The 20,714-nt window shown below is 40.3% G+C and carries 21 protein-coding genes; 17 read left to right on the top strand and 4 right to left on the bottom strand.

Going from position 1 to position 20,714, the window contains the following annotated elements; translation table 11 throughout:
- Nucleotides 1-18: 18 nt before the first annotated feature.
- Nucleotides 19-1,107, top strand: a complete 1,089-nt coding sequence (locus BSCG_RS18700) for a phosphotransferase enzyme family protein (RefSeq protein WP_008775472.1) — start codon at nt 19-21, stop codon at nt 1,105-1,107.
- Here the strand turns inward: BSCG_RS18700 and BSCG_RS18705 are convergent.
- Genes BSCG_RS18705 through truA form a run of 3 tightly spaced genes read right to left on the bottom strand, consistent with a single transcriptional unit; the run spans nt 1,099 to nt 3,529 of the window.
- Entirely contained in the window at nt 1,099-1,749 is a 651-nt protein-coding gene (locus BSCG_RS18705) for a DUF3256 family protein (RefSeq protein WP_004304571.1), read from the bottom strand. The two genes, BSCG_RS18700 and BSCG_RS18705, sit on opposite strands and share 9 nt — an antisense overlap.
- 44 nt (nt 1,750-1,793) lie before the next feature.
- On the bottom strand, nt 1,794-2,696 hold the full coding sequence (locus BSCG_RS18710) for a DMT family transporter (protein WP_004308564.1): 903 nt from the start codon (nt 2,694-2,696) through the stop codon (nt 1,794-1,796).
- Between the two features lie 29 nt (nt 2,697-2,725).
- Complete coding sequence (gene truA, locus BSCG_RS18715) at nt 2,726-3,529, bottom strand: tRNA pseudouridine(38-40) synthase TruA (RefSeq protein WP_004320895.1); 804 nt, start codon at nt 3,527-3,529, stop codon at nt 2,726-2,728.
- Nucleotides 3,530-3,658: 129 nt separating this feature from the next.
- Here truA and BSCG_RS18720 point away from each other — a divergent pair, with 129 nt between their 5' ends.
- From BSCG_RS18720 to BSCG_RS18730, 3 genes are all read left to right on the top strand, one after another.
- Nucleotides 3,659-4,156 (top strand): hypothetical protein, encoded by a 498-nt coding sequence (locus tag BSCG_RS18720; protein WP_008775470.1) that lies wholly within the window; start codon nt 3,659-3,661, stop codon nt 4,154-4,156.
- A 20-nt stretch (nt 4,157-4,176) separates the two neighbouring features.
- Nucleotides 4,177-5,829: a flotillin family protein gene (locus BSCG_RS18725; RefSeq protein WP_008775469.1), complete on the top strand. Its 1,653-nt coding sequence runs from the start codon at nt 4,177-4,179 to the stop codon at nt 5,827-5,829.
- Between the two features lie 162 nt (nt 5,830-5,991).
- Nucleotides 5,992-7,122: an AAA family ATPase gene (locus BSCG_RS18730; protein ID WP_008775468.1), complete on the top strand. Its 1,131-nt coding sequence runs from the start codon at nt 5,992-5,994 to the stop codon at nt 7,120-7,122.
- A gap of 384 nt (nt 7,123-7,506) precedes the next feature.
- On the opposite strand, the gene BSCG_RS18735 is transcribed toward BSCG_RS18730, so the two are convergent.
- Nucleotides 7,507-7,944, bottom strand: coding sequence for a DUF6078 family protein (locus tag BSCG_RS18735; protein WP_008775467.1), 438 nt, complete (start codon nt 7,942-7,944; stop codon nt 7,507-7,509).
- 194 nt (nt 7,945-8,138) lie between these two features.
- Here BSCG_RS18735 and BSCG_RS18740 point away from each other — a divergent pair, with 194 nt between their 5' ends.
- The 13 genes from BSCG_RS18740 to BSCG_RS18795 all read left to right on the top strand — a co-directional run bounded on the left by BSCG_RS18740 (nt 8,139) and on the right by BSCG_RS18795 (nt 20,711).
- Nucleotides 8,139-8,999, top strand: a complete 861-nt coding sequence (locus BSCG_RS18740) for a hypothetical protein (protein WP_008775466.1) — start codon at nt 8,139-8,141, stop codon at nt 8,997-8,999.
- A gap of 84 nt (nt 9,000-9,083) precedes the next feature.
- Complete coding sequence (locus tag BSCG_RS18745; RefSeq protein WP_008775465.1) at nt 9,084-9,761, top strand: DUF5715 family protein; 678 nt, start codon at nt 9,084-9,086, stop codon at nt 9,759-9,761.
- 101 nt (nt 9,762-9,862) lie between these two features.
- Nucleotides 9,863-10,879 (top strand): PhoH family protein, encoded by a 1,017-nt coding sequence (locus tag BSCG_RS18750; protein WP_004301740.1) that lies wholly within the window; start codon nt 9,863-9,865, stop codon nt 10,877-10,879.
- Between the two features lie 71 nt (nt 10,880-10,950).
- Nucleotides 10,951-11,895 (top strand): phosphoribosylaminoimidazolesuccinocarboxamide synthase, encoded by a 945-nt coding sequence (locus BSCG_RS18755; RefSeq protein WP_004301731.1) that lies wholly within the window; start codon nt 10,951-10,953, stop codon nt 11,893-11,895.
- 162 nt (nt 11,896-12,057) lie between these two features.
- Nucleotides 12,058-12,795, top strand: coding sequence for a bifunctional demethylmenaquinone methyltransferase/2-methoxy-6-polyprenyl-1,4-benzoquinol methylase UbiE (gene ubiE, locus BSCG_RS18760; RefSeq protein WP_004308553.1), 738 nt, complete (start codon nt 12,058-12,060; stop codon nt 12,793-12,795).
- Between the two features lie 17 nt (nt 12,796-12,812).
- Nucleotides 12,813-13,841 (top strand): hypothetical protein, encoded by a 1,029-nt coding sequence (locus tag BSCG_RS18765; RefSeq protein WP_008775464.1) that lies wholly within the window; start codon nt 12,813-12,815, stop codon nt 13,839-13,841.
- Between the two features lie 6 nt (nt 13,842-13,847).
- Entirely contained in the window at nt 13,848-14,594 is a 747-nt protein-coding gene (locus BSCG_RS18770) for a shikimate dehydrogenase family protein (RefSeq protein ID WP_004304542.1), read from the top strand.
- A gap of 18 nt (nt 14,595-14,612) precedes the next feature.
- On the top strand, nt 14,613-15,563 hold the full coding sequence (locus BSCG_RS18775; RefSeq protein WP_032849422.1) for an alpha/beta hydrolase: 951 nt from the start codon (nt 14,613-14,615) through the stop codon (nt 15,561-15,563).
- A gap of 72 nt (nt 15,564-15,635) precedes the next feature.
- Complete coding sequence (locus BSCG_RS18780; protein WP_004308545.1) at nt 15,636-16,568, top strand: TPM domain-containing protein; 933 nt, start codon at nt 15,636-15,638, stop codon at nt 16,566-16,568.
- Between the two features lie 48 nt (nt 16,569-16,616).
- Entirely contained in the window at nt 16,617-17,198 is a 582-nt protein-coding gene (locus BSCG_RS18785) for a LemA family protein (RefSeq protein WP_008775461.1), read from the top strand.
- A gap of 69 nt (nt 17,199-17,267) precedes the next feature.
- On the top strand, nt 17,268-17,612 hold the full coding sequence (locus BSCG_RS29615) for a hypothetical protein (RefSeq protein WP_130060920.1): 345 nt from the start codon (nt 17,268-17,270) through the stop codon (nt 17,610-17,612).
- 34 nt (nt 17,613-17,646) lie between these two features.
- Nucleotides 17,647-19,416: a TIR domain-containing protein gene (locus tag BSCG_RS18790; RefSeq protein ID WP_004308543.1), complete on the top strand. Its 1,770-nt coding sequence runs from the start codon at nt 17,647-17,649 to the stop codon at nt 19,414-19,416.
- A 128-nt stretch (nt 19,417-19,544) separates the two neighbouring features.
- Nucleotides 19,545-20,711: an AIR synthase related protein gene (locus BSCG_RS18795; RefSeq protein WP_032849421.1), complete on the top strand. Its 1,167-nt coding sequence runs from the start codon at nt 19,545-19,547 to the stop codon at nt 20,709-20,711.
- The last annotated feature ends 3 nt before the right edge of the window (nt 20,712-20,714 follow it).

Here is a 20,714-nt window from a genome sequence, read left to right as displayed (position 1 = left end):
TTTTTAAAGAAAAAAAACATGAAAGATTTATCTAGCATCGTAGCTAAATTTAAAGTCCAAGGTACGATAGAAGAAATCAAACCTTTGGGTGCAGGACTTATCAACGACACTTATAAAATAAACACCAAAGAAGCAGATGCTCCCGACTATGTTTTGCAACGCATCAATCATGCCATTTTCCAGAATGTAGAAATGCTTCAATCCAATATTAGCGCTGTTACCAATCACATTCGCAAGAAACTGACGGAAGCCGGAGAATCGGATATAGACCGCAAGGTGTTGAGTTTCCTCGAAACAGAAGAAGGTAAAACATACTGGTTTGACGGTGACAGTTATTGGCGTGTGATGGTATTCATCCCACGTGCAAAAACGTATGAGACGGTAAATCCCGAATATTCCAATTATGCAGGAGAAGCCTTCGGTAACTTCCAGGCTATGCTGGCCGATATTCCGGAAACATTGGGTGAAACCATACCCGATTTCCACAACATGGAGTTCCGTCTCAAACAACTACGTGAAGCCGTTGCGAAGGATGCTGCCGGACGGGTAGCAGAAGTGAAGTACTATCTGGATGAAATAGAGAAACGCGCAGATGAAATGTGTAAGGCTGAACGTTTATATCGTGAAGGGAAACTTCCCAAACGCGTTTGCCATTGCGATACGAAAGTGAATAACATGATGTTCGACGAGGATGGTAAAGTGCTTTGTGTCATTGATCTGGATACGGTAATGCCTAGCTTTATATTCTCCGATTATGGTGACTTCTTACGTACAGGTGCCAACACAGGTGATGAAGACGACAAAGACCTTGAGCGTGTAAACTTCAATATGGAAATATTCAAAGCATTTACCAAGGGCTATCTGAAAGGAGCCAAATCATTCCTGACTCAGATCGAGATTGAGAATCTTCCTTATGCGGCGGCTTTATTTCCATACATGCAGTGTGTACGGTTCCTGGCAGATTATATCAACGGAGATACTTATTATAAAATCAAATATCCGGAACATAACCTCGTTCGCACCAAAGCACAATTCAAATTACTTCAAAGTGTGGAAGCAAACACACCGGAAATGATAGCGTTCATCAACGAATGCTTATTAAATTGAGAATGCTCCATTTTTCCAATGGTAGACTACAGGGCGGCGGAGAAACGGTTTCAGTTTCTCTGCTGTTTCTTTTGACATATAGTCGGGGGTTGTTAACGTAAGTGTCAGTTCCGTATTTTCTTTATTAAAATCGGCTTTCATCAATAGCATATCTGCCGAACGGCGTGCTTCATCAAACTCATAAACTCCTGCTGAATCGGGAGCATTCAGAAAATCATCCATCAGGGGCAGGGTAATAAAGAGAGATGTTGTAAGCGGTTTCCAGTCGTCCGTATAGAAATGGATGCTGCTATCACAGGCAGGAGCACAAACAGTAGAGACTGTACAGATTACGTTCGTTGAATCATTTAATGCCAACACTTTCATCTGCCAGGTCGATTGAGCTGACATTTGCATACGGATATAGTCTTTGCTAAGATCAGTCATCTCCGACTTCTTGCCAAAACGGTTTTCTACTTGCGCTTTCATCTTACTTTCCAGAAAGTCTATGCAATCTTCACGATTCACTTTTGTAAGCAAGGGGCTTAGAGAATCCGGCATATTCACAAACAACGTTTTGGCCTCTTGTGCCTGAAGAGCAGTCGAAACAAAAAGTCCGACAGCAGAGAAGAATATAGTAATAACAAGTTTATTTATTTTCATATCTATCTTATTTAACCTATGACAAACAGTCTTGTGTAACTGTTTTAACTTTTAGACCCCAAATATAAGAATATCATTCCGATTAACACCAGTATAAGGTCAATCGCTTTGCTTTTTAAATTCTTTTCACGGAAGAAAAGCGCACCGAAAGTAAAAGAAACAACCACACTTCCCCGACGGACCATCGAAACGATAGAAATCATCGAATCGTCGTAACTTAATGCGTAAAAGTAAACAAAATCGGCAGCAGAAAGGAAAATGGAGATCAGGATAATCGTCCAATCCCAGTGGAACGGAGTAGTGGACTTTCTTTTAGGCCACCAAAGCAACAACAGGATAGGACACATGATAAACACCTGATAAACATTATACCAGGATTGCACCAACATCGGATTCAGAGACTTCATCAGATATTTATCATACAAACCACTGATAGCACCTGTAATGGCAGCCAGTACAATAAAAAAGATCCATTTGTTATGCTTAAAATCAATTCCTTCTTTCTTTCCCGAACGGCTCAACATAAAGAAAGAGGCAATAGCCAGCATCACACCAATCCATTGATAGAGATTCAATCGTTCACCGAATACCAGCATAGCTCCCACGAGCACCATCACCGGACGGGTGGCATTGATAGGTCCCACAATGGTTATGGGTAAATGTTTCATTCCGAAATATCCGAATATCCACGAAGACAATACGATGAACGACTTGATGATAATATATTTATGCTGTTCCCAACCAGCAACGGGAACATTGAATATTGTTCCTCCCAACAAGTCCGGTTGATAAACGGATATCAGGATAAACGGTAGAAAGATGAGACTGGAAAAGAATGTATTTAGAAACAAAACAGGAAGTACTGCATTATCTTTCAACGATTTCTTCTTGAATACATCATAAAAGCCCAGCAAAGTAGCCGAGAGGAATGCTAATAATAACCACATGAGAATATTTATTATTTACTAATTACCAATTATAAGTTATCAGCGACAGACGGTTCGCCGGTTATGGATGATTGCTGGTCATCACATTCAAATATACTTTCCGGGTATTCCACGTTGACCAGAAACAGGGCTTGCCCCGGAGCAGATGTCCCGGCTTTACAACGGTCCTGCTGTTCTATAATCCGCCGGAAACCTTCAACAGTCAGTTTCCCGCGTCCCACTTCAATGAGCGTGCCTACAATGGCTCGCACCATATTCCGCAAGAAACGGTCGGCACGAATGGTAAACACCCAGGTAGCATCTTCTTCCTGCGTCCATTCTGCATGAGTGATATGACAAATATTGGTCTTTACATCCGTATGAAGTTTACTGAAACTCGTAAAATCGTTGTACTCGAAAAGGATACGCGCTGCTTCGTTCATGCGTTCATAATTCAACTGGTTATAAAGACGCCAGCGATATTGCCTGTTAAAAGGATATTTCGATGTCGTCACATAATATTTATAAGTTCGCGCAGTCGCATCAAAACGGGCATGGGTATCCGGCCGAACCCGGCAAACACGATAAATGGAAATATCGGGAGGTAGCAGACGATTTAATTTATCAGTTACAGAAGTAGTATCCAACAGTTCATCGGAATCAAAATGAGCAACCATCAGAGAGGCATGCACTCCCGCATCCGTCCGGCCTGCTCCTATTACTTCAATTTCGCGACGCAGAAAGGTAGACAATGCCTTCATCAGACATTCCTGCACACTAATCCCATTCGGTTGAATCTGCCAACCGTGATAATTGGTTCCGTCGTAAGCCAAATAAATAAAATACCTTTGCACGCTAATTCCTCTTTTTTAGGGTTTTCGCGCGCAAAAGTAGTCATTTTATCTCATTTATCTTTGTATAATTCGCATAAACCTGTATATTTGGAGAACAAAATAATCATGATTCACTAATACCTCACAATTATGAGTAGTACCATTTTCCTTATTATTGCCCTTGTGACAACAGGAATATTTGTAATCCAATTCGTTCTATCCATCTTTTTCGGAGACATAGATGCAGATGTAGACGTAGATGCTGACATCAGTAGCGTAGTTTCTTTTAAAGGACTAACTCATTTTGGAATCGGATTCGGCTGGTACATGTATTTAGCGGGAAACACTGAAATTCAAAGTTATGTCATCGGAATTCTGGTGGGTCTTTTCTTTGTTCTCGCTGTGTGGTTTCTCTATAAGAAAGCTTATCAACTGCAACAAGTGAATCATTCTGAACAGACAGATCAACTTGTAGGACGAGAATGTACCATCTACTTCAAGCAAAGCGACAGCAAATATACAGTACAAACAAGCCGAGACGGAGCAATGCGCGAAGTAGACGTCATCTCCGAATCCGGAAAAGCATATCAGACAGGTGACAGAACAATCATCACCAGTTACAAAGACGGAACGCTATTCATTCAATAACTATTCAAATACACAATTTTATGACACAAGAAATGTTGATTATGGCTGCTATATTAGTGGCAGTCATCCTACTCACTTTTATTGGTATTCTTTCTCGTTACCGCAAATGTAAGAGTGATGAAGTCCTCGTTGTATATGGTAAAACAGGAGGAGATAAGAAGTCGGCGAAGCTATATCACGGTGGTGCAGCTTTCGTATGGCCGATTATCCAGGGATACGAATTCCTTTCCATGAAACCAATGCAGATTGAATGCAAATTGACGGGTGCACTGTCTGCTCAGAATATCCGTGTGGATGTGCCGACTACCATTACTGTAGCTATCAGCACTGATCCCGAAGTAATGCAAAATGCAGCTGAACGTATGCTGGGTTTGACGATGGACGACAAACAGAATTTAATTACCGATGTCGTATATGGTCAGATGCGTATGGTGATCGCCGATATGACTATCGAAGAATTAAATTCAGACCGCGATAAGTTTCTGGCTAAAGTAAAAGACAACATCGATACAGAACTTCGCAAGTTCGGTTTGTATCTGATGAACATCAATATCAGTGACATTCGTGATGCTGCCAACTACATTGTCAACTTAGGTAAAGAAGCTGAAAGTAAAGCTCTGAACGAAGCACAAGCTAACATCGAAGAACAGGAAAAGCTGGGTGCTATCAAAATTGCCAATCAGATTAAGGAACGCGAAACCAAAGTTGCAGAAACGCGTAAAGATCAAGATATCGCCATCGCAGAAACGAAGAAACAACAGGAAATCTCGGTTGCCAATGCAGATAAGGACAGAATTTCTCAAGTAGCCATCGCTAATGCGGAAAAAGAATCACAAGTAGCAAAAGCTGAAGCTGAAAAGAATATCCGTATCGAACAGGCGAATACCGAAAAGGAAAGCCGTGTTGCCGAACTTAACTCGGATATGGAAATCAAGCAGGCGGAAGCTGCCAAGAAAGCTGCTATCGGACGAAATGACGCACAGAAAGAGGTGGCCCTGTCAAATTCAGAACTGGCCGTGACGCAAGCTAATGCCGACAAGCAAGCCGGTGAAGCTGCTGCTAAGTCGGAAGCTGCCGTACAGACTGCACGCGAAATTGCCCAAAAGGAGGTAGAAGAAGCTAAAGCACGTAAAGTGGAATCTTCATTGAAAGCTGAAAAGATTGTTCCTGCGGAGATTGCCAGACAGGAAGCTATTCTACAGGCTAATGCCATTGCCGAAAAGATTACTCGTGAGGCAGAAGCACGTGCGAAAGCTACTTTGGCACAAGCGGAAGCAGAAGCAAAAGCTATCCAGATGAAACTGGAAGCAGAAGCGGAAGGTAAGAAACGTTCATTACTTGCTGAAGCGGAAGGTTTCGAAGCAATGGTAAGAGCAGCTGAATCGAACCCGGCTATCGCTATCCAATACAAAATGGTAGACCAATGGAAGGAAATCGCCGGCGAACAGGTAAAGGCATTCGAGCACATGAACTTAGGAAATATCACTGTATTCGACGGAGGAAACGGCGGCACAAGCAATTTCCTGAATACACTGGTGAAAACGGTAGCTCCAAGTCTTGGCGTACTGGATAAGTTGCCTATCGGTGAAACGGTGAAAGGTATTATTAATCCGGACAGTAAAACGGAGGAAAAGCCTGCAACGAAAGCTGAAGAGAAGAAGGATAAGAAATAATCCTGCTCCGACAAATAATAGTGCGCTGATAAAAGAAAATGATTGTTCTTTCATCAGCGCACTATTTATATACACATAAATAAAAAAAGTCTTTGAATATTCCCCAATTATTACGTTCTTTGTATTACATAAAACATGTAACATGAAAGATATAAATAAGATATGAAACCATATAATCCATTCCTTGTGTACGGTTATAACAGTCCGGAATACTTTTGTGACCGGGAAAAAGAAACTGATAAAATGATTTCAGCTTTACAAAACGGGCGGAATCTGACATTAATATCCCCTCGCCGTATGGGAAAGACGGGACTCATCAAAAATGTATTCTACCGGATGAAACAGGAAAAGAATCCGAATACCGCCTATTTCTACATGGATATCTATCCCACACGCGACTTAAAGGCATTCATACAATTGCTTGCTCAAAATGTTCTCGGAGAATTGGATACCCTGTCCCAAAATGTACTCCGTCAAATGACCGCTTTCTTCAAATCTTGCCGTCCCATAATCAGTGCTGACGAAAGAAGCGGCATGCCTACCGTAACTCTGGACTTTGTTCCCGCCCATGCCGAACAGACACTAAAAGAAGTGCTCGACTATATAGCAGCCTCAAAAAAACATTGTTACCTTGCCATTGATGAGTTCCAACAGATTACAGAATACCCGGAAAAAGGTATAGAAGCATTGCTCCGTTCCCATATCCAATTCATGCCAAATGTACACTTTATATTTTCCGGAAGTAAAAAACATGTAATGGAAGAAATGTTCAGTTCAGCAAAACGACCTTTTTATCAAAGTACCCAAATTATTGTGTTAAAGGAGATTCCGTTGGAGAATTATTATTCGTTCGCACACTCATTCTTTGCCAAAGAAAAAAGAGAGCTACCGTTAGAAACATTCTCCTACTTATACCAACTTGAAAACGGACACACTTGGTATATTCAAAGCATACTCAACCGATTGCATGAGAAAAAAATCAACCCTATTGATAACCGACTGGTAGATAGCTGTATAAATGACATTTTAGATGAACAGGAAACCATATACCAAAGTAACCTGACACTACTAACCAACAATCAAGTGGATCTATTGAAAGCTATTGCCACAGAAGGCTGTATAAAAAGTATAAATGCCAATGACTTCATCAAAAGGCATCATCTAAAAACGCCCAGCAGCGTTAATGTGGCACTGAAGTCCTTACTAAATAAAGAGCTGATATATAATACATCAGAAGGCTATATTGTCTATGACCGTTTTTTCGGAAAATGGCTGAAAGACACAGTGATCTAACCTTAGCCACACTAGAAATGATTTGGCAATTTCATTTCTCATATTCTCATAAGATTTAATTAATAATCTACTAATCAACAATATATAATATGAGAAATACCTTATTGAAAAGTATTTCTCATATTATTTTGCCTGAAAAGTCGTAAATAACCGGTATTTCTCATACTTATCATCATGCATTTCTCATACCGGAATTGCCATTAAATAAATGGAAGCACACACCTTCTTCTTACTTTCATCATAGGCCCGCTTTGTCCCATATATTATGGGAAAAAATTCCCTGATTGGAGGGAAAAGATTCCCCTATTTTGCGGGAAAGTATTCCCGAATTTTATGAGAATACTTTCCCACAATATATGGGACTACCGGAACTAGCGAACATCCTTAACCAAGATCATAATATTCTATGTATTCGTCAAATTGAGGTGATCCGGCAACACCCCTCTTACGGAAAAGTCCTTGTATATATTCCTGTTCTTTGGGTTTAATCAATCGTTCTTTGTTGCAGCAACGGTAATAAACAGTCTTACCGAAATAGGAAATCATCTGTCGTTTGATAATGTTGGCATCAGCAAGCGGCACACGGTCCAATATATGTTTCATTCCCCGTGCAAAAAGCAAAGGCTTTTCATCAATAAAGTAAGTGCAGTCTCCGCCATCGGAAGTGATATGTTCGGGATTGATAACCGTTACAGCAGCCCGTTCTTTCGGCATCCGGAGAGTTACTTGTCGACGCAGACATTTGTCCGCACGCAAACAATGTCCATTCAAGCAATGAGCGAAGCTGACGGGCATAGAATTGTAATCGAAATCTGTTTTCATGTGTGTTATGTTTAGTGGGAAAACAACCTATTCTTTTGATAAGCAGTCACAAATGTATGAAAATTGCTTGATGGCAGGAAATAAATATAACATTTAATTAATTATATTGATTAAATCCATATATTTGTCTCCAACATCAACACAGGAACTTATACAACTATATCTCTCCTGCTAAACTATAAAACAGAATAATCATGAAGACAAAACATTTACTTGGAGCGCTACTGTCATTTCTTTGTACCATTTTTCTTTTTAGTTGCGGTAATGACGATGAAAAAGAAATATATCCCTTATCTTTCGAAAAAGAATATTATGAACGACCCTTGCTAGGAGCAACCAATATTATGATTAGAGGCGGAAACAGAGACTACACTGTAACCGTAGAAAGAACAGAGATTTTGAGTATAAGTGTAGATTTATCCAGTTCCACAGGAATGGGAAGTTTATTAGTCTATCCCAAAAAGAAAGGAGAAACAAAGGTAAGCGTAAAGGACAATATCACCAACGAAACTGTCGACTTAAAAATTAAAATTACAGACGCCTATCTGGCGTATTCAATAAAAGAAAGCAATCATCCGGCACTTTCCAATGGTACTGCGGTCTATCTGATCAACAATGAAGCAAAAGACTGTTATTTCTTCCATTATAATTATTCTCAACACGAACTATCCCCTACTCCGATAGCCAAAGGAACATACGATTTTTCAGTCAAATTAGAAAATGGTTCCGGCAACTCGTCTCCTACATACCCCATACCTTATTTAACATTAAATTATGCATCTGACGAACAAGGAAATTTCACAGATGCATCAACCCCTCCCACCTCTCACAAATTAAGATTTGAACTATTTGATGGAGTTACAAGTGTAAATGCTGTTGTCAATCTTATACAAAGATATTTAAAGGTAGATTGGGAGCAACTGATTAACAAGGCTCTTACTAGAAGTGATTATTTGATAATACCAACGCTGAAGACAACAATAGACAACACGGACTATACCATTATAGGCACTCTTGATACCCATCCGGAAATACCGGAAAATATTTTAGAGTGACCCATAAAAGATATGAGGCGGAAAATAATGCAAAGCATAGAACGTATGAAAAAATAGCGTATATTTGCGGGCAAAAAATACAAAATGACTACTTACAAGCTTCGCATATTACCGCTATTTTTACTTGTTATTGGGCTTACAACGCTTACTTCAAGCTGCAAAAAGAAAGACATGTCACTGAAATTGAACAAGCCGCACAACATTCGTGGTGTTGTCAGTTACAAACGTTCTTTCCCAGATTTGAACGATGCACATCTGGAAGTCGCTAAAAAGATAGGTATTAGCCCGCTGGCAGACCGAGAAGAAGCGGAAGCTATGAAAGAAAAGTTGACTCATATCACTGATAATGAATTTTATGCAGTGGATTCATTGACACATTCCATTCCCTACCTCGTTCCACGTGCCAGCGCATTGCTCGATACAATTGGCTCCAATTTTCTCGATTCATTGGCTGCCAAAGGGCTGAATCCCAATCAGATAATCATCACCTCCGTACTACGTACTGAAAACGATGTGAAACGTCTCCGCCGTCGCAATGGAAATGCCTCCGCCAACTCGGCACATTGTTTCGGGGCTACTTTTGATGTTAGTTGGAAACGTTTTAAGAAAGTGGAAGATAAAGACGGTCGCCCTATGCAGGACGTGAGTGCCGACACACTGAAACTTGTTCTATCCGAAGTTTTAAGAGATCTACGACAAGCTGAAAAATGCTATATCAAATACGAACTGAAGCAAGGTTGTTTCCATATTACTGCCCGATGAACGGAAGATGAATGTAAATTGCAGTAAAATTCACCTCCAAACAATCAGAGAATCCAAAACGTTTCATTAAATTTGCAGAAATTTTTCTTTAATACAACTTAATGATAGAGAAGCTGATTGTTCTTGAGGACATTGATCCGGTTATTTTTTACGGCGTAAACAACGCCAACATACAGTTAATTAAAGCTTTATATCCAAAGCTACGCATAGTTGCCCGAGGCAATGTCATCAAAGTGCTGGGCGACGAGGAAGAAATGTGTGCCTTCGAAGAAAATATCACCAAACTTGAAAAGTACTGCGCCGAATATAATTCACTGAAAGAAGAAGTTATCATTGACATTATAAAAGGAAATGCTCCGCAAGCGGAACAGACAGGAAACGTGATTGTGTTCAGTGTCACAGGAAAACCTATCATCCCCCGAAGTGAAAACCAGTTGAAACTGGTAGAAGGATTCGCCAAGAATGATATGGTATTTGCCATCGGTCCGGCAGGTTCGGGAAAGACATACACCGCTATCGCCCTCGCCGTACGTGCATTGAAGAATAAAGAAATCAAAAAAATCATCCTTAGCCGCCCCGCCGTAGAAGCCGGAGAAAAGCTCGGTTTCCTGCCCGGCGACATGAAAGATAAGATCGACCCATACCTGCAACCTTTATACGATGCCCTGCAAGATATGATACCTGCTGCCAAGTTAAAGGAATACATGGAATTGAACATTATCCAGATTGCCCCGTTAGCCTTTATGCGCGGACGCACGCTGAATGATGCGGTCGTCATTTTGGACGAAGCCCAGAATACTACCACACAGCAAATCAAAATGTTCCTCACCCGTATGGGTATGAACACCAAAATGATTGTGACGGGAGACATGACACAGATTGACCTCCCCGCTTCACAAACATCGGGATTGGTGCAAGCTCTCCGCATCTTAAAGGGAGTGAAAGGTATCAGTTTTGTTGAACTGAATAAAAAAGATATCGTACGCCATAAACTGGTGGAACGTATCGTGGATGCTTACGAAAAATTCGACAAAGAAGCGAAAGCCGAACGGGAGAAACGGAAAAACGAACAACTGGTTATCAACGGCGAACGTCCGGTGAAACTGGCCAAAGACTAATCGTCTTTAGATTCGGAATCCTATTGCGACTTGTTATTTGTAACTTGTAATTTGTAATTATAATAAAGACAATGAAAGCATTAACAAAAACAGATTTCAACTTTCCGGGACAGAAAAGCGTGTACCACGGAAAAGTGCGCGATGTGTACAACATCAACGGCGAAAAACTCGTCATGGTAGCAACCGACCGTATTTCGGCCTTTGACGTAGTACTTCCTGAAGGTATTCCTTACAAAGGACAAATGCTGAACCAGATTGCAGCTAAATTCCTCGATGCCACTACTGACATCTGTCCGAACTGGAAAATGGCTACTCCGGACCCAATGGTAACGGTAGGCGTATTGTGTGAAGGTTTTCCGGTAGAAATGATTGTACGCGGTTACCTGTGTGGTAGCGCATGGCGTACTTACAAAAGCGGCGTACGCGAAATTTGCGGCGTGAAGTTGCCGGACGGAATGCGCGAAAACCAGAAATTCCCGGAACCCATCGTTACTCCGACTACGAAAGCTGAAATGGGATTGCACGACGAAGACATCTCTAAAGAAGAAATCCTAAAACAAGGACTGGCTACTCCGGAAGAGTATGAAATTCTCGAAAAATATACATTAGCTCTCTTCAAACGCGGTACTGAAATCGCAGCAGAGCGCGGACTGATCCTCGTAGATACAAAATACGAATTCGGTAAGCACAATGGCACTATCTACCTGATGGACGAAATCCACACTCCGGATTCAAGCCGCTATTTCTACTCTGAAGGTTATCAGGAACGTTTCGAAAAAGGCGAACCGCAGAAACAACTTTCTAAAGAATTCGTTCGCGAATGGTTGATGGAAAACGGCTTCCAAGGCAAAGACGGTCAGAAAGTACCGGAAATGACTCCGGCTATCGTACAAAGTATCAGTGACCGCTACATCGAATTGTTCGAAAACATCACCGGTGAGAAATTCGTGAAAGAAGATACTAGCAATATCGCTGAACGTATATTCAAAAACGTCGAAACTTTTTTGAACAGCTGATAAGCGATAAATGACAGATAATAAATGATAGTTGATAGATGATAAATGATAGTTAATATGCAGCTTATCGCATATAACTATTAACTCTGTCATCTTCCAACTATCATTTATCAACTATCTTCTTCAACTATCAACTATCATTTATCAACTATCAACTAAAAAATGGATTACCCGCAACAACATATCAAGCCTTACGACGAAGAAGGAAAAAAGACCGAGCAAGTGGAACGTATGTTCGACAACATCGCACATGCCTACGACAAGCTGAACCATACCTTATCTTTAGGTATCGACCGCAGCTGGCGCAAAAAAGCTATTGCCTGGTTACACCCTTTTCAACCGCAGCGAATGATGGATGTAGCGACCGGTACAGGGGATTTTGCCATCCTCGCCTGCCGCAAACTGCAACCTGCCGAACTAATCGGCACGGACATCTCGGAAGGTATGATGAATGTGGGACGTGAAAAAGTAAAAAAGGAAGGACTGTCGGATAAAATATCTTTTGCCCGGGAGGACTGCACTTCACTCTCTTTTGCCGACAATGATTTTGACGCTATTACTGTAGCTTTCGGTATCCGCAACTTCGAAGACCTCGACAAAGGGCTCTCCGAGATGTGCCGCGTACTGAAACCGGGCGGTCATCTTGTTATTCTGGAACTTACCACTCCGGACCGCTTCCCGATGAAACAACTGTTTTCCATCTACTCTAAAGTCGTCATTCCATTATTGGGTAAGCTTCTATCCAAAGATAACAGTGCCTACCGCTATCTGCCGGACACCATCAAAGTATTTCCTCAAGGGGAAGTCATGAAAGGAGTCATCGCCCGAGCCGGTTTTAGCGAAGTCAACTTCAAACGGCTGACCTTTGGTATCTGCACTCTTTATACCGCAACCAAATAACCTAATAATGTAACCTTATGAAAACAACAAAATCAATTGGACTATTTCTACTCTGCATTTTTTGTTGTATCAATTTCACCTCTTGTGATCCGGCAAACAATGGAGGAGATGACCTAATATGGGATTTTGCTCCCATAGTTCTTTACATTTCAGTACAGGATGCTCAAGGCAATGACTTACTGAATCCACTCACCAAAGGCTCTATTGCCAATCAAGGAATAAAAGCGATCTACAAAGGGGAGACTTACGAAAAAGATGCTCCGCTAAACGAACGCACCAGAGCTTATATGGCCTATTTCACAGGTCTGCAAACAGGAGTAAGCAAAGACGGAAAATATTATCTGACTTTCGGAGAATTCAATGGCGATCATACATTCGATAATGAGAAAGTAGAAATAGACTGGAATGATGGAAAAGAACCATCTGTCATCACTTTTTCCAGTAAACTGACCTGGAAATCAAAGAAAGAACCCGTATTCGACCGGAAATTCTGCCTGAACGGACAAGAAATTGACCAGAAACAAGGTTTAGTAATTACCAGACCCCCCTCTCAATCTGAACAGAAATTCGATATCGTTGCCATAGAATATGGCATAGATGTAGAAACGGATGAAATTAAAGAAAAAATAAAAGCCGATTTAGAGAGTAAATCTCCCTATACCAATGGAGAATCATACAGTATATCTATTCAGGAAAAGAACTCCGGTACATATACATTACTCAACTCTGATGGCTTTCCTATAACAGAAAAAGAATTCGCAATCGAAGAAGCAGAAGCTCACGGTATGTATGGAATAACGACTGAAATAGCCAAAACTTGCAGACTTATTCCTCCTGACGACCAAATATACAACCATATAAAATTGAAATTAGGCATTGACGGCGAGAAGTCATCTAACACTTTCAATATCTTTATCGGCCGCCCTTATAATTTCTGGATATACGAAGATTTGACGGAATACTATAAAGACAAATACCCTGACGGTAAAGTAAAAGAAATAGTACGTCTTCTAAAAAGTAAACCCAATAACCCAACTAAGCAATAAATGATTATGGAAAAATATGGTTTAATCGGCTACCCTCTGCGACATTCTTTTTCTATCGGATACTTTAATGAGAAATTCAAATCCGAAGGTATCAATGCAGAGTATGTGAATTTTGAAATTCCCAGCATTAATAACTTCATGGAAGTTATCGAAGAGAATCCCAATTTATGCGGACTTAATGTGACTATCCCCTACAAAGAACAAGTGATTCCTTTTTTGGATGAACTCGACCGTGATACCGCAAAGATAGGTGCAGTGAATGTCATTAAAATCATCCGCCAGCAGAAAGGAAAAGTCAAACTGGTTGGCTACAACTCCGACATCATCGGATTTACTCAATCCATTCAACCTTTATTGCAGCCTCATCACCAAAAAGCATTGATTCTGGGTACTGGCGGAGCTTCCAAAGCCGTCTACCACGGGCTGAAAAACCTGGGTATTGAAAGTATATTCGTATCACGCACCCACAAAGCCGATGATATGCTGACTTATGAGGAGCTGACTCCCGAAATTATGGCAGAATATACAATCATCGTCAACTGTACTCCCGTAGGTATGTTTCCTAAGGTAGATTTCTGCCCTAATATTCCTTATGAGCTACTGACTCCAAACCATTTGCTCTACGATTTGTTATATAATCCGAATGTTACACTGTTCATGAAAAAAGGAGAAGCACAAGGGGCTGTTGTTAAAAACGGTCTGGAAATGCTGCTGCTCCAGGCATTTGCCGCATGGGAGATATGGCATAAATAAGGATTAGAGAGAGTTTTTATGAGGAGAAAAGTTGTATATAGCATCATTATTATCATGCTGGCATTGACCGGCTGCACCATCGGAGGAAGTTTTTATATGTTAAACTTTTCATTGACTCCGAATGCCAAGATTTTGTCTAAAGATGCTGACTCTTATCCCTTCATGTATAGAAACTACCCTTTCCTACGTCCATGGGTGGACAGCCTGAAACAAGTGGATGCATTGAAAGATACTTTCATCATCAATCCGCACGGAATACAACTTCATGCGTATTATGTTGCTGCTCCGCAACCCACCAGTAAGACAGCCGTCATTGTGCATGGACATACAGATAATGCTATCCGTATGTTTATGATTGGTTATCTGTATAATCGAGATTTAGGATATAACATATTACTTCCCGACCTGCAACATCAGGGAGAAAGTGAAGGCCCGGCCATCCAGATGGGATGGAAAGACCGTTGGGACGTATTGCAATGGATGAACATTGCCAATGAAATTTTCGGAGATAGTACACAAATGGTTGTACACGGCATTTCAATGGGAGGTGCGACAACCATGATGGTGTCCGGTGAGGAACAGAAGCCATTTGTTAAATGTTTTGTTGAGGATTGCGGCTACACCAGCGTATGGGACGAATTCTCACATGAGCTTAAAGCCAGTTTCCACCTTCCTCCTTTTCCACTAATGTATACCACAAGCTGGCTCTGCGAAAAGAAATATGGATGGAATTTCAAAGAGGCTTCCTCACTGAAACAAGTAGCCAAATCACAGCTTCCGATGCTGTTTATTCATGGGGATAAAGATACGTATGTACCCACCTGGATGGCATATTCGCTCTACGAAGCCAAACCGGAACCCAAAGAACTATGGATTGTGCCGGGAGCGGCTCATGCAGTTTCATACAAAGAGAATAAACAGGAATACACCGACCGAGTCCGTGCATTCGTCGGGCGATACATTCATTAAACCTATTATAACAAGGAGTTTTAGATTCATAACAGAAAAAGTTTCTATATTTGCAAACGTAAAATAATCGTTATGAAATCAATATTGACTTTTATACTAGCTACTTTTCTTCTGTTCCCACTACAAGCTCAAGAGAAAGTATACACGGTGGACAACCTCCCGAAAGTTCACCTGCAAAACAAAATGCAATATGTTTGCAACCCGGCCGGCATACTTTCACAGGCAGCTTGTGACAGTATAGACTCCATGCTTTATGCCTTGGAACAACAAACAGGAATTGAAACGGTGGTTGCCGTAGTTCCATCAATCGGAGAAGAAGATTGTTTCAACTTCTGCCATCAGTTACTTAATAAATGGGGTGTAGGGAAGAAAGATAAAAATAACGGATTGGTTATTTTGTTGGTTACAGATCAACGTTGTATCCAGTTTTATACCGGTTATGGTTTGGAAGGAGTGCTCCCCGATGCGATCTGTAAAAGGATTCAAACCAGATATATGATTCCTTACCTGAAAGACGGAAATTGGGATGCCGGAATGGTGGCCGGCCTAAAAGCGACTTGTCAGCGGCTTGACGGTTCTATGGAAAATGATGCTCTCTCCGATTCGAACAGCGGTGGTTCTTTTGATTTTGTTCTTGCCATTCTTTGTTTTATTGCTATTGGCGGAGGTCTTGCTTTCTTTTCGGCACGCAAACAAAGCCGTTGTCCGAATTGTGGTAAACATCAATTACAGAGAAGCGGAAGTGCTGTCGTATCCCGAATTAACGGGGTGAAAACCGAGGATGTTACCTATACATGTAGAAACTGCGGACATACCATCATACGCCGCCAACAAAGTTATGATAATGATTACCACCACCGGGGAGGTGGCGGAGGTGGTCCATTTATTGGAGGCTTCGGCGGAGGTAGTTTCGGAGGCGGAGGCGGTTTCGGTGGAGGCAGCTTTGGCGGAGGCAGCTTTGGCGGAGGAATGGGCGGTGGCGGCGGCGCCGGTTCTCGTTTCTAAAGAAAATAAGTAGAAAACAAATTATCAAATTCAATAAAAACAAGAAACATGAAGAAGTCAATTATTATCATCTTAGCCGTTGTGGCTATCCTTGTCATATGGGCAGTAAGTGTATATAACGGTCTGGTTACTATGGACGAGAATGTAAGTGGTCAATGGGCAAATGTAGAAACTCAATACCAACGTCGTGCCGACTTGATTCCTAATCTGGTAAACACCGTGAAAGGATATGCAACACATGAGAAGGAAACATTGGAAGGAGTTGTTGCCGCACGTAGCCAAGCAACTCAAATTAAAGTGGACGCTGCCGATCTGACACCAGAAAAGTTGGCGCAATACCAAAAGGCACAAGGTGCTGTAACATCAGCACTGGGCAAGTTATTAGCTATTACCGAGAATTATCCGGACTTAAAAGCTAATCAAAACTTCCTGGAATTACAGGCTCAACTGGAAGGAACTGAAAACCGTATCAATGTAGCGCGCAAAAATTTCAATGATGCTGCACAGGTTTATAACACCAATATCCGCCGTTTCCCCAAAAATATCTTTGCAGGAATGTTCGGCTTTGATAAGAAAGCATATTTTGAAGCAGAAGAAGGAAGTGAGAAGGCTCCGAAGGTAGAATTCTAAAAAGAGGCTAAATCGATCTTTATATTTTACATTTAGAGATACTTAGCAATATAAATAAATCTTTAGCTGGTGGGAAAAGAAGAAACTTTCCCACTATTTTTATTTATATCCACCTCACATTTTACAAAAGATGGCCCAGATAAGCATGGTTTTCTAATAGAAAAGTACATTTATTTTCCATTTAATCACAAATGTCATTTTACAGCATTAAATCATTATATTCGTGATGCAATCTTAAAGCATTCGCTTGGAAATAATCAAGTATCTGTTTCAATAGAGAATCAATTAATTATCAAATTTTCAACAACTATTTTAAGTACTAATATCGAACACTACTTTATGTCGTCTTTTTTTTCACAAAATATTTCTTTGTTATTCTTTATTCCACTCAAAAAGAGTATATTCGCACTATAAATCAGAGGTCACATTTTAGTAAATACAATATAACATGAAATACAAATACGATGTTTTTATAAGCTATTCACGCAGAGATTACGTTGATGAAAACTACAATGTAATACCTGGTAATGCCATAGCGGAAATCCAAAATGTATTCGATGAAAATGGTATTACCTACTGGTTCGATAAAGACGGAATTTACAGTGGACAAGAGTTCATTGAAATTATCACAGGCGCAATAGCTGAATCTAAGATGCTCATATTTATATCCTCCAAACATTCAAATGAATCGATATGGACTGCGGGCGAAATATTCGAAGCTTTGGATGGAGAAAAAGCAATCATTCCTGTAAAAATAGATAATTGCCAGTACAACAAAAAATTTAAACTTCTGATACGTCCATTAGATTATATCGATTATCAAGAAAATCCCCAAAATGCATTAAAAGATTTGCTCCGTGCCATTAATAAAGTCAAAGAAGATATTGCCCAAAAACAACGGGAAGAAGAAAAGCTTAGACAAGAGAAAGAGGCTGAAGCAAAGAAGGAAAAGATAAAAGAAGAAATCAGCATTTTGGCAAAAGACTGTCAACGTTTGACTTTACAACAAATAGATGTAGTCAACCAAATATTTGAAAAACAAACATATATAGGAAATACAACCAAGATATGCCCTATATGTGATAAGGAAGTGTCAATATCTTCTAATTTTTGCAGCAGATGTGGTTGGACTTTTCCTATATTATACTACATTGATGGAAATGACACTTATCAATTGGATGAGAAACAATTGTCTGTAGCGCGAACCAATTGGCGTAGTATAAATATGGTGAGCGAACTGCAGACCATAAAAAGTAATTTAGAAATCGAAAATCAACGATTGCAACGTTCTCTTTTGCAGGCTACCGAAGATTGCAATAGTATGAATGAGAATTTAAAAAAGAATGAATCTGCCATACAAAAAGCTAAGATTGAAATCAAGCAGATGCAAATCCTAAATAAAGAATCAGATTCTCGAATCAAAGAATTAGAGTTTTCCATAATAGAAAGCACAAGAGAAAATGAAAAAATAAAAAATGATTTACGCGATAAAGAGAAGCGTTTATTGTGTTCTATAGAAGAAAACAAACAATTACAAAAACGCCTGTCCGATGAACAAACTAAAGCTAGAAAAGTACAGAAAGAATATGAGGATCTTTTAGCAGAGCAAAAAGTCAAAACACAACCTCAATCAAAGCCTATCGTACCCAAACAAGAAGCGCCTTCTGTCAACAGATCTACAAATATGGCATCAGGAAATTCGTCTGTAGTAAATTCAAATAAAAACAAAGCATTCAAGAACAAGAATGATGTATTTGGATTGGTTCGAAGTTTATGTACAGGATCTTTAATAACTCTTGACACCAATATCATCACTGCAGGTTTACGTATATATCCTTTAATTCAAATCTTAGATAAAGATTATGAATTAACATATAGTGAGAAAGCAATCAGTAATCTATTTACCATAGGAAATCTTGTTAATGCAATATGGGAAAGAAAGACTTCTATAATTCCCAATACACTTCCGCCAGCTCAAAAGAAGAGAAAGTTCAGTTCTAAAAATGATGTATTCAATTTCGTTCGCCCTTTCTGCAAGGGAAAACTAATAACACTTAATACAGGTTTCTATGTTGCAGAAATTCAGTATGCTGATTTAAGAAAAGCATTGCTTGAAAAGTACAATATAAACATCAGTGAATATAGTTTAAGGTGCCATGCCACAGTCGGAAAACTGATTGATTCAATCTGGAGTGAACATATAAAATATGCATTATAATCTTGGCTTTACACGCATAGCCGTATGATAATCGAAAGTTTACTCCGGAATTTACCTGACTGTTTTTCTAGGCTGTACCAAAAAAAAGCTGTACTTTTGCAGCCGTATACAATATAATTCTATAACTCATGAGTAATCAACGATACATGATGCGTGGAGTAAGCGCATCAAAAGAAGATGTGCACAACGCCATCAAGAACATCGACAAAGGAATCTTTCCAAAAGCGTTTTGCAAAATTATCCCGGACATATTGGGAGGTGACCCGGAATATTGCAATATTATGCATGCCGATGGTGCCGGAACCAAATCATCTCTCGCTTATATGTACTGGAAAGAAACGGGTGATTTGTCCGTTTGGAAAGGTATTGCGCAGGATGCATTGATTATGAATATCGACGACCTGCTTTGTGTAGGTGCCGTAGACAATATTCTTGTCTCTTCTACCATTGGACGTAATAAACTGTTGATTCCCGGAGAAGTAATCTCCGCCATCATCAATGGAACAGATGAATTGCTGGCCGAACTCCGTGAAATGGGTGTAGGGGTATACGCGACCGGTGGTGAAACTGCTGATGTCGGCGACTTGGTTCGTACGATCATCGTTGACTCTACCGTAACTTGTCGCATGAAACGTTCAGACGTTATCGACAATGCCAATATTCGTCCGGGTGACGTGATCGTTGGTTTGGCTTCTTACGGACAAGCTACTTACGAAAAAGAATACAATGGCGGTATGGGCAGCAATGGTTTGACAAGTGCCCGTCACGATGTATTCGGAAAATATCTTGCTGAAAAATATCCGGAAAGCTATGATGCCGCAGTTCCTGAAGAATTAGTTTACTCCGGCAAGTTAAAATTGATAGACAGTGTAGAAGACTCTCCAATTGATGCAGGCAAGTTAGTGCTCTCCCCTACTCGTACATACGCACCAGTAGTGAAGAAATTACTCGATGCACTGCGCCCGGAAATCCACGGAATGGTGCACTGCTCCGGTGGTGCACAAACCAAAGTTTTACACTTTGTTGAAAACGTTCGTGTAGTAAAGGATAATCTTTTCCCTGTTCCTCCTTTATTCAAAACTATTCAAGAACAAAGTGGTACGGACTGGGCAGAAATGTACAAGGTATTCAATATGGGACATCGCCTCGAAGTTTATTTATCACCGGAACATGCAGAAGAAGTAATTGCTATTTCCGAGTCATTCGTTATCCCGGCACAGATTGTAGGACGTGTTGAAGCATGTGAGCAAACAGAATTAATCATTAAGAGCGAATTCGGAGAATTTAGATACTAAAGA

This window comes from Bacteroides sp. 2_2_4, assembly GCF_000157055.1.
GTDB classification, from domain to species: domain Bacteria; phylum Bacteroidota; class Bacteroidia; order Bacteroidales; family Bacteroidaceae; genus Bacteroides; species Bacteroides ovatus.
This window is presented reverse-complemented; position numbering and strand designations above follow the sequence as displayed.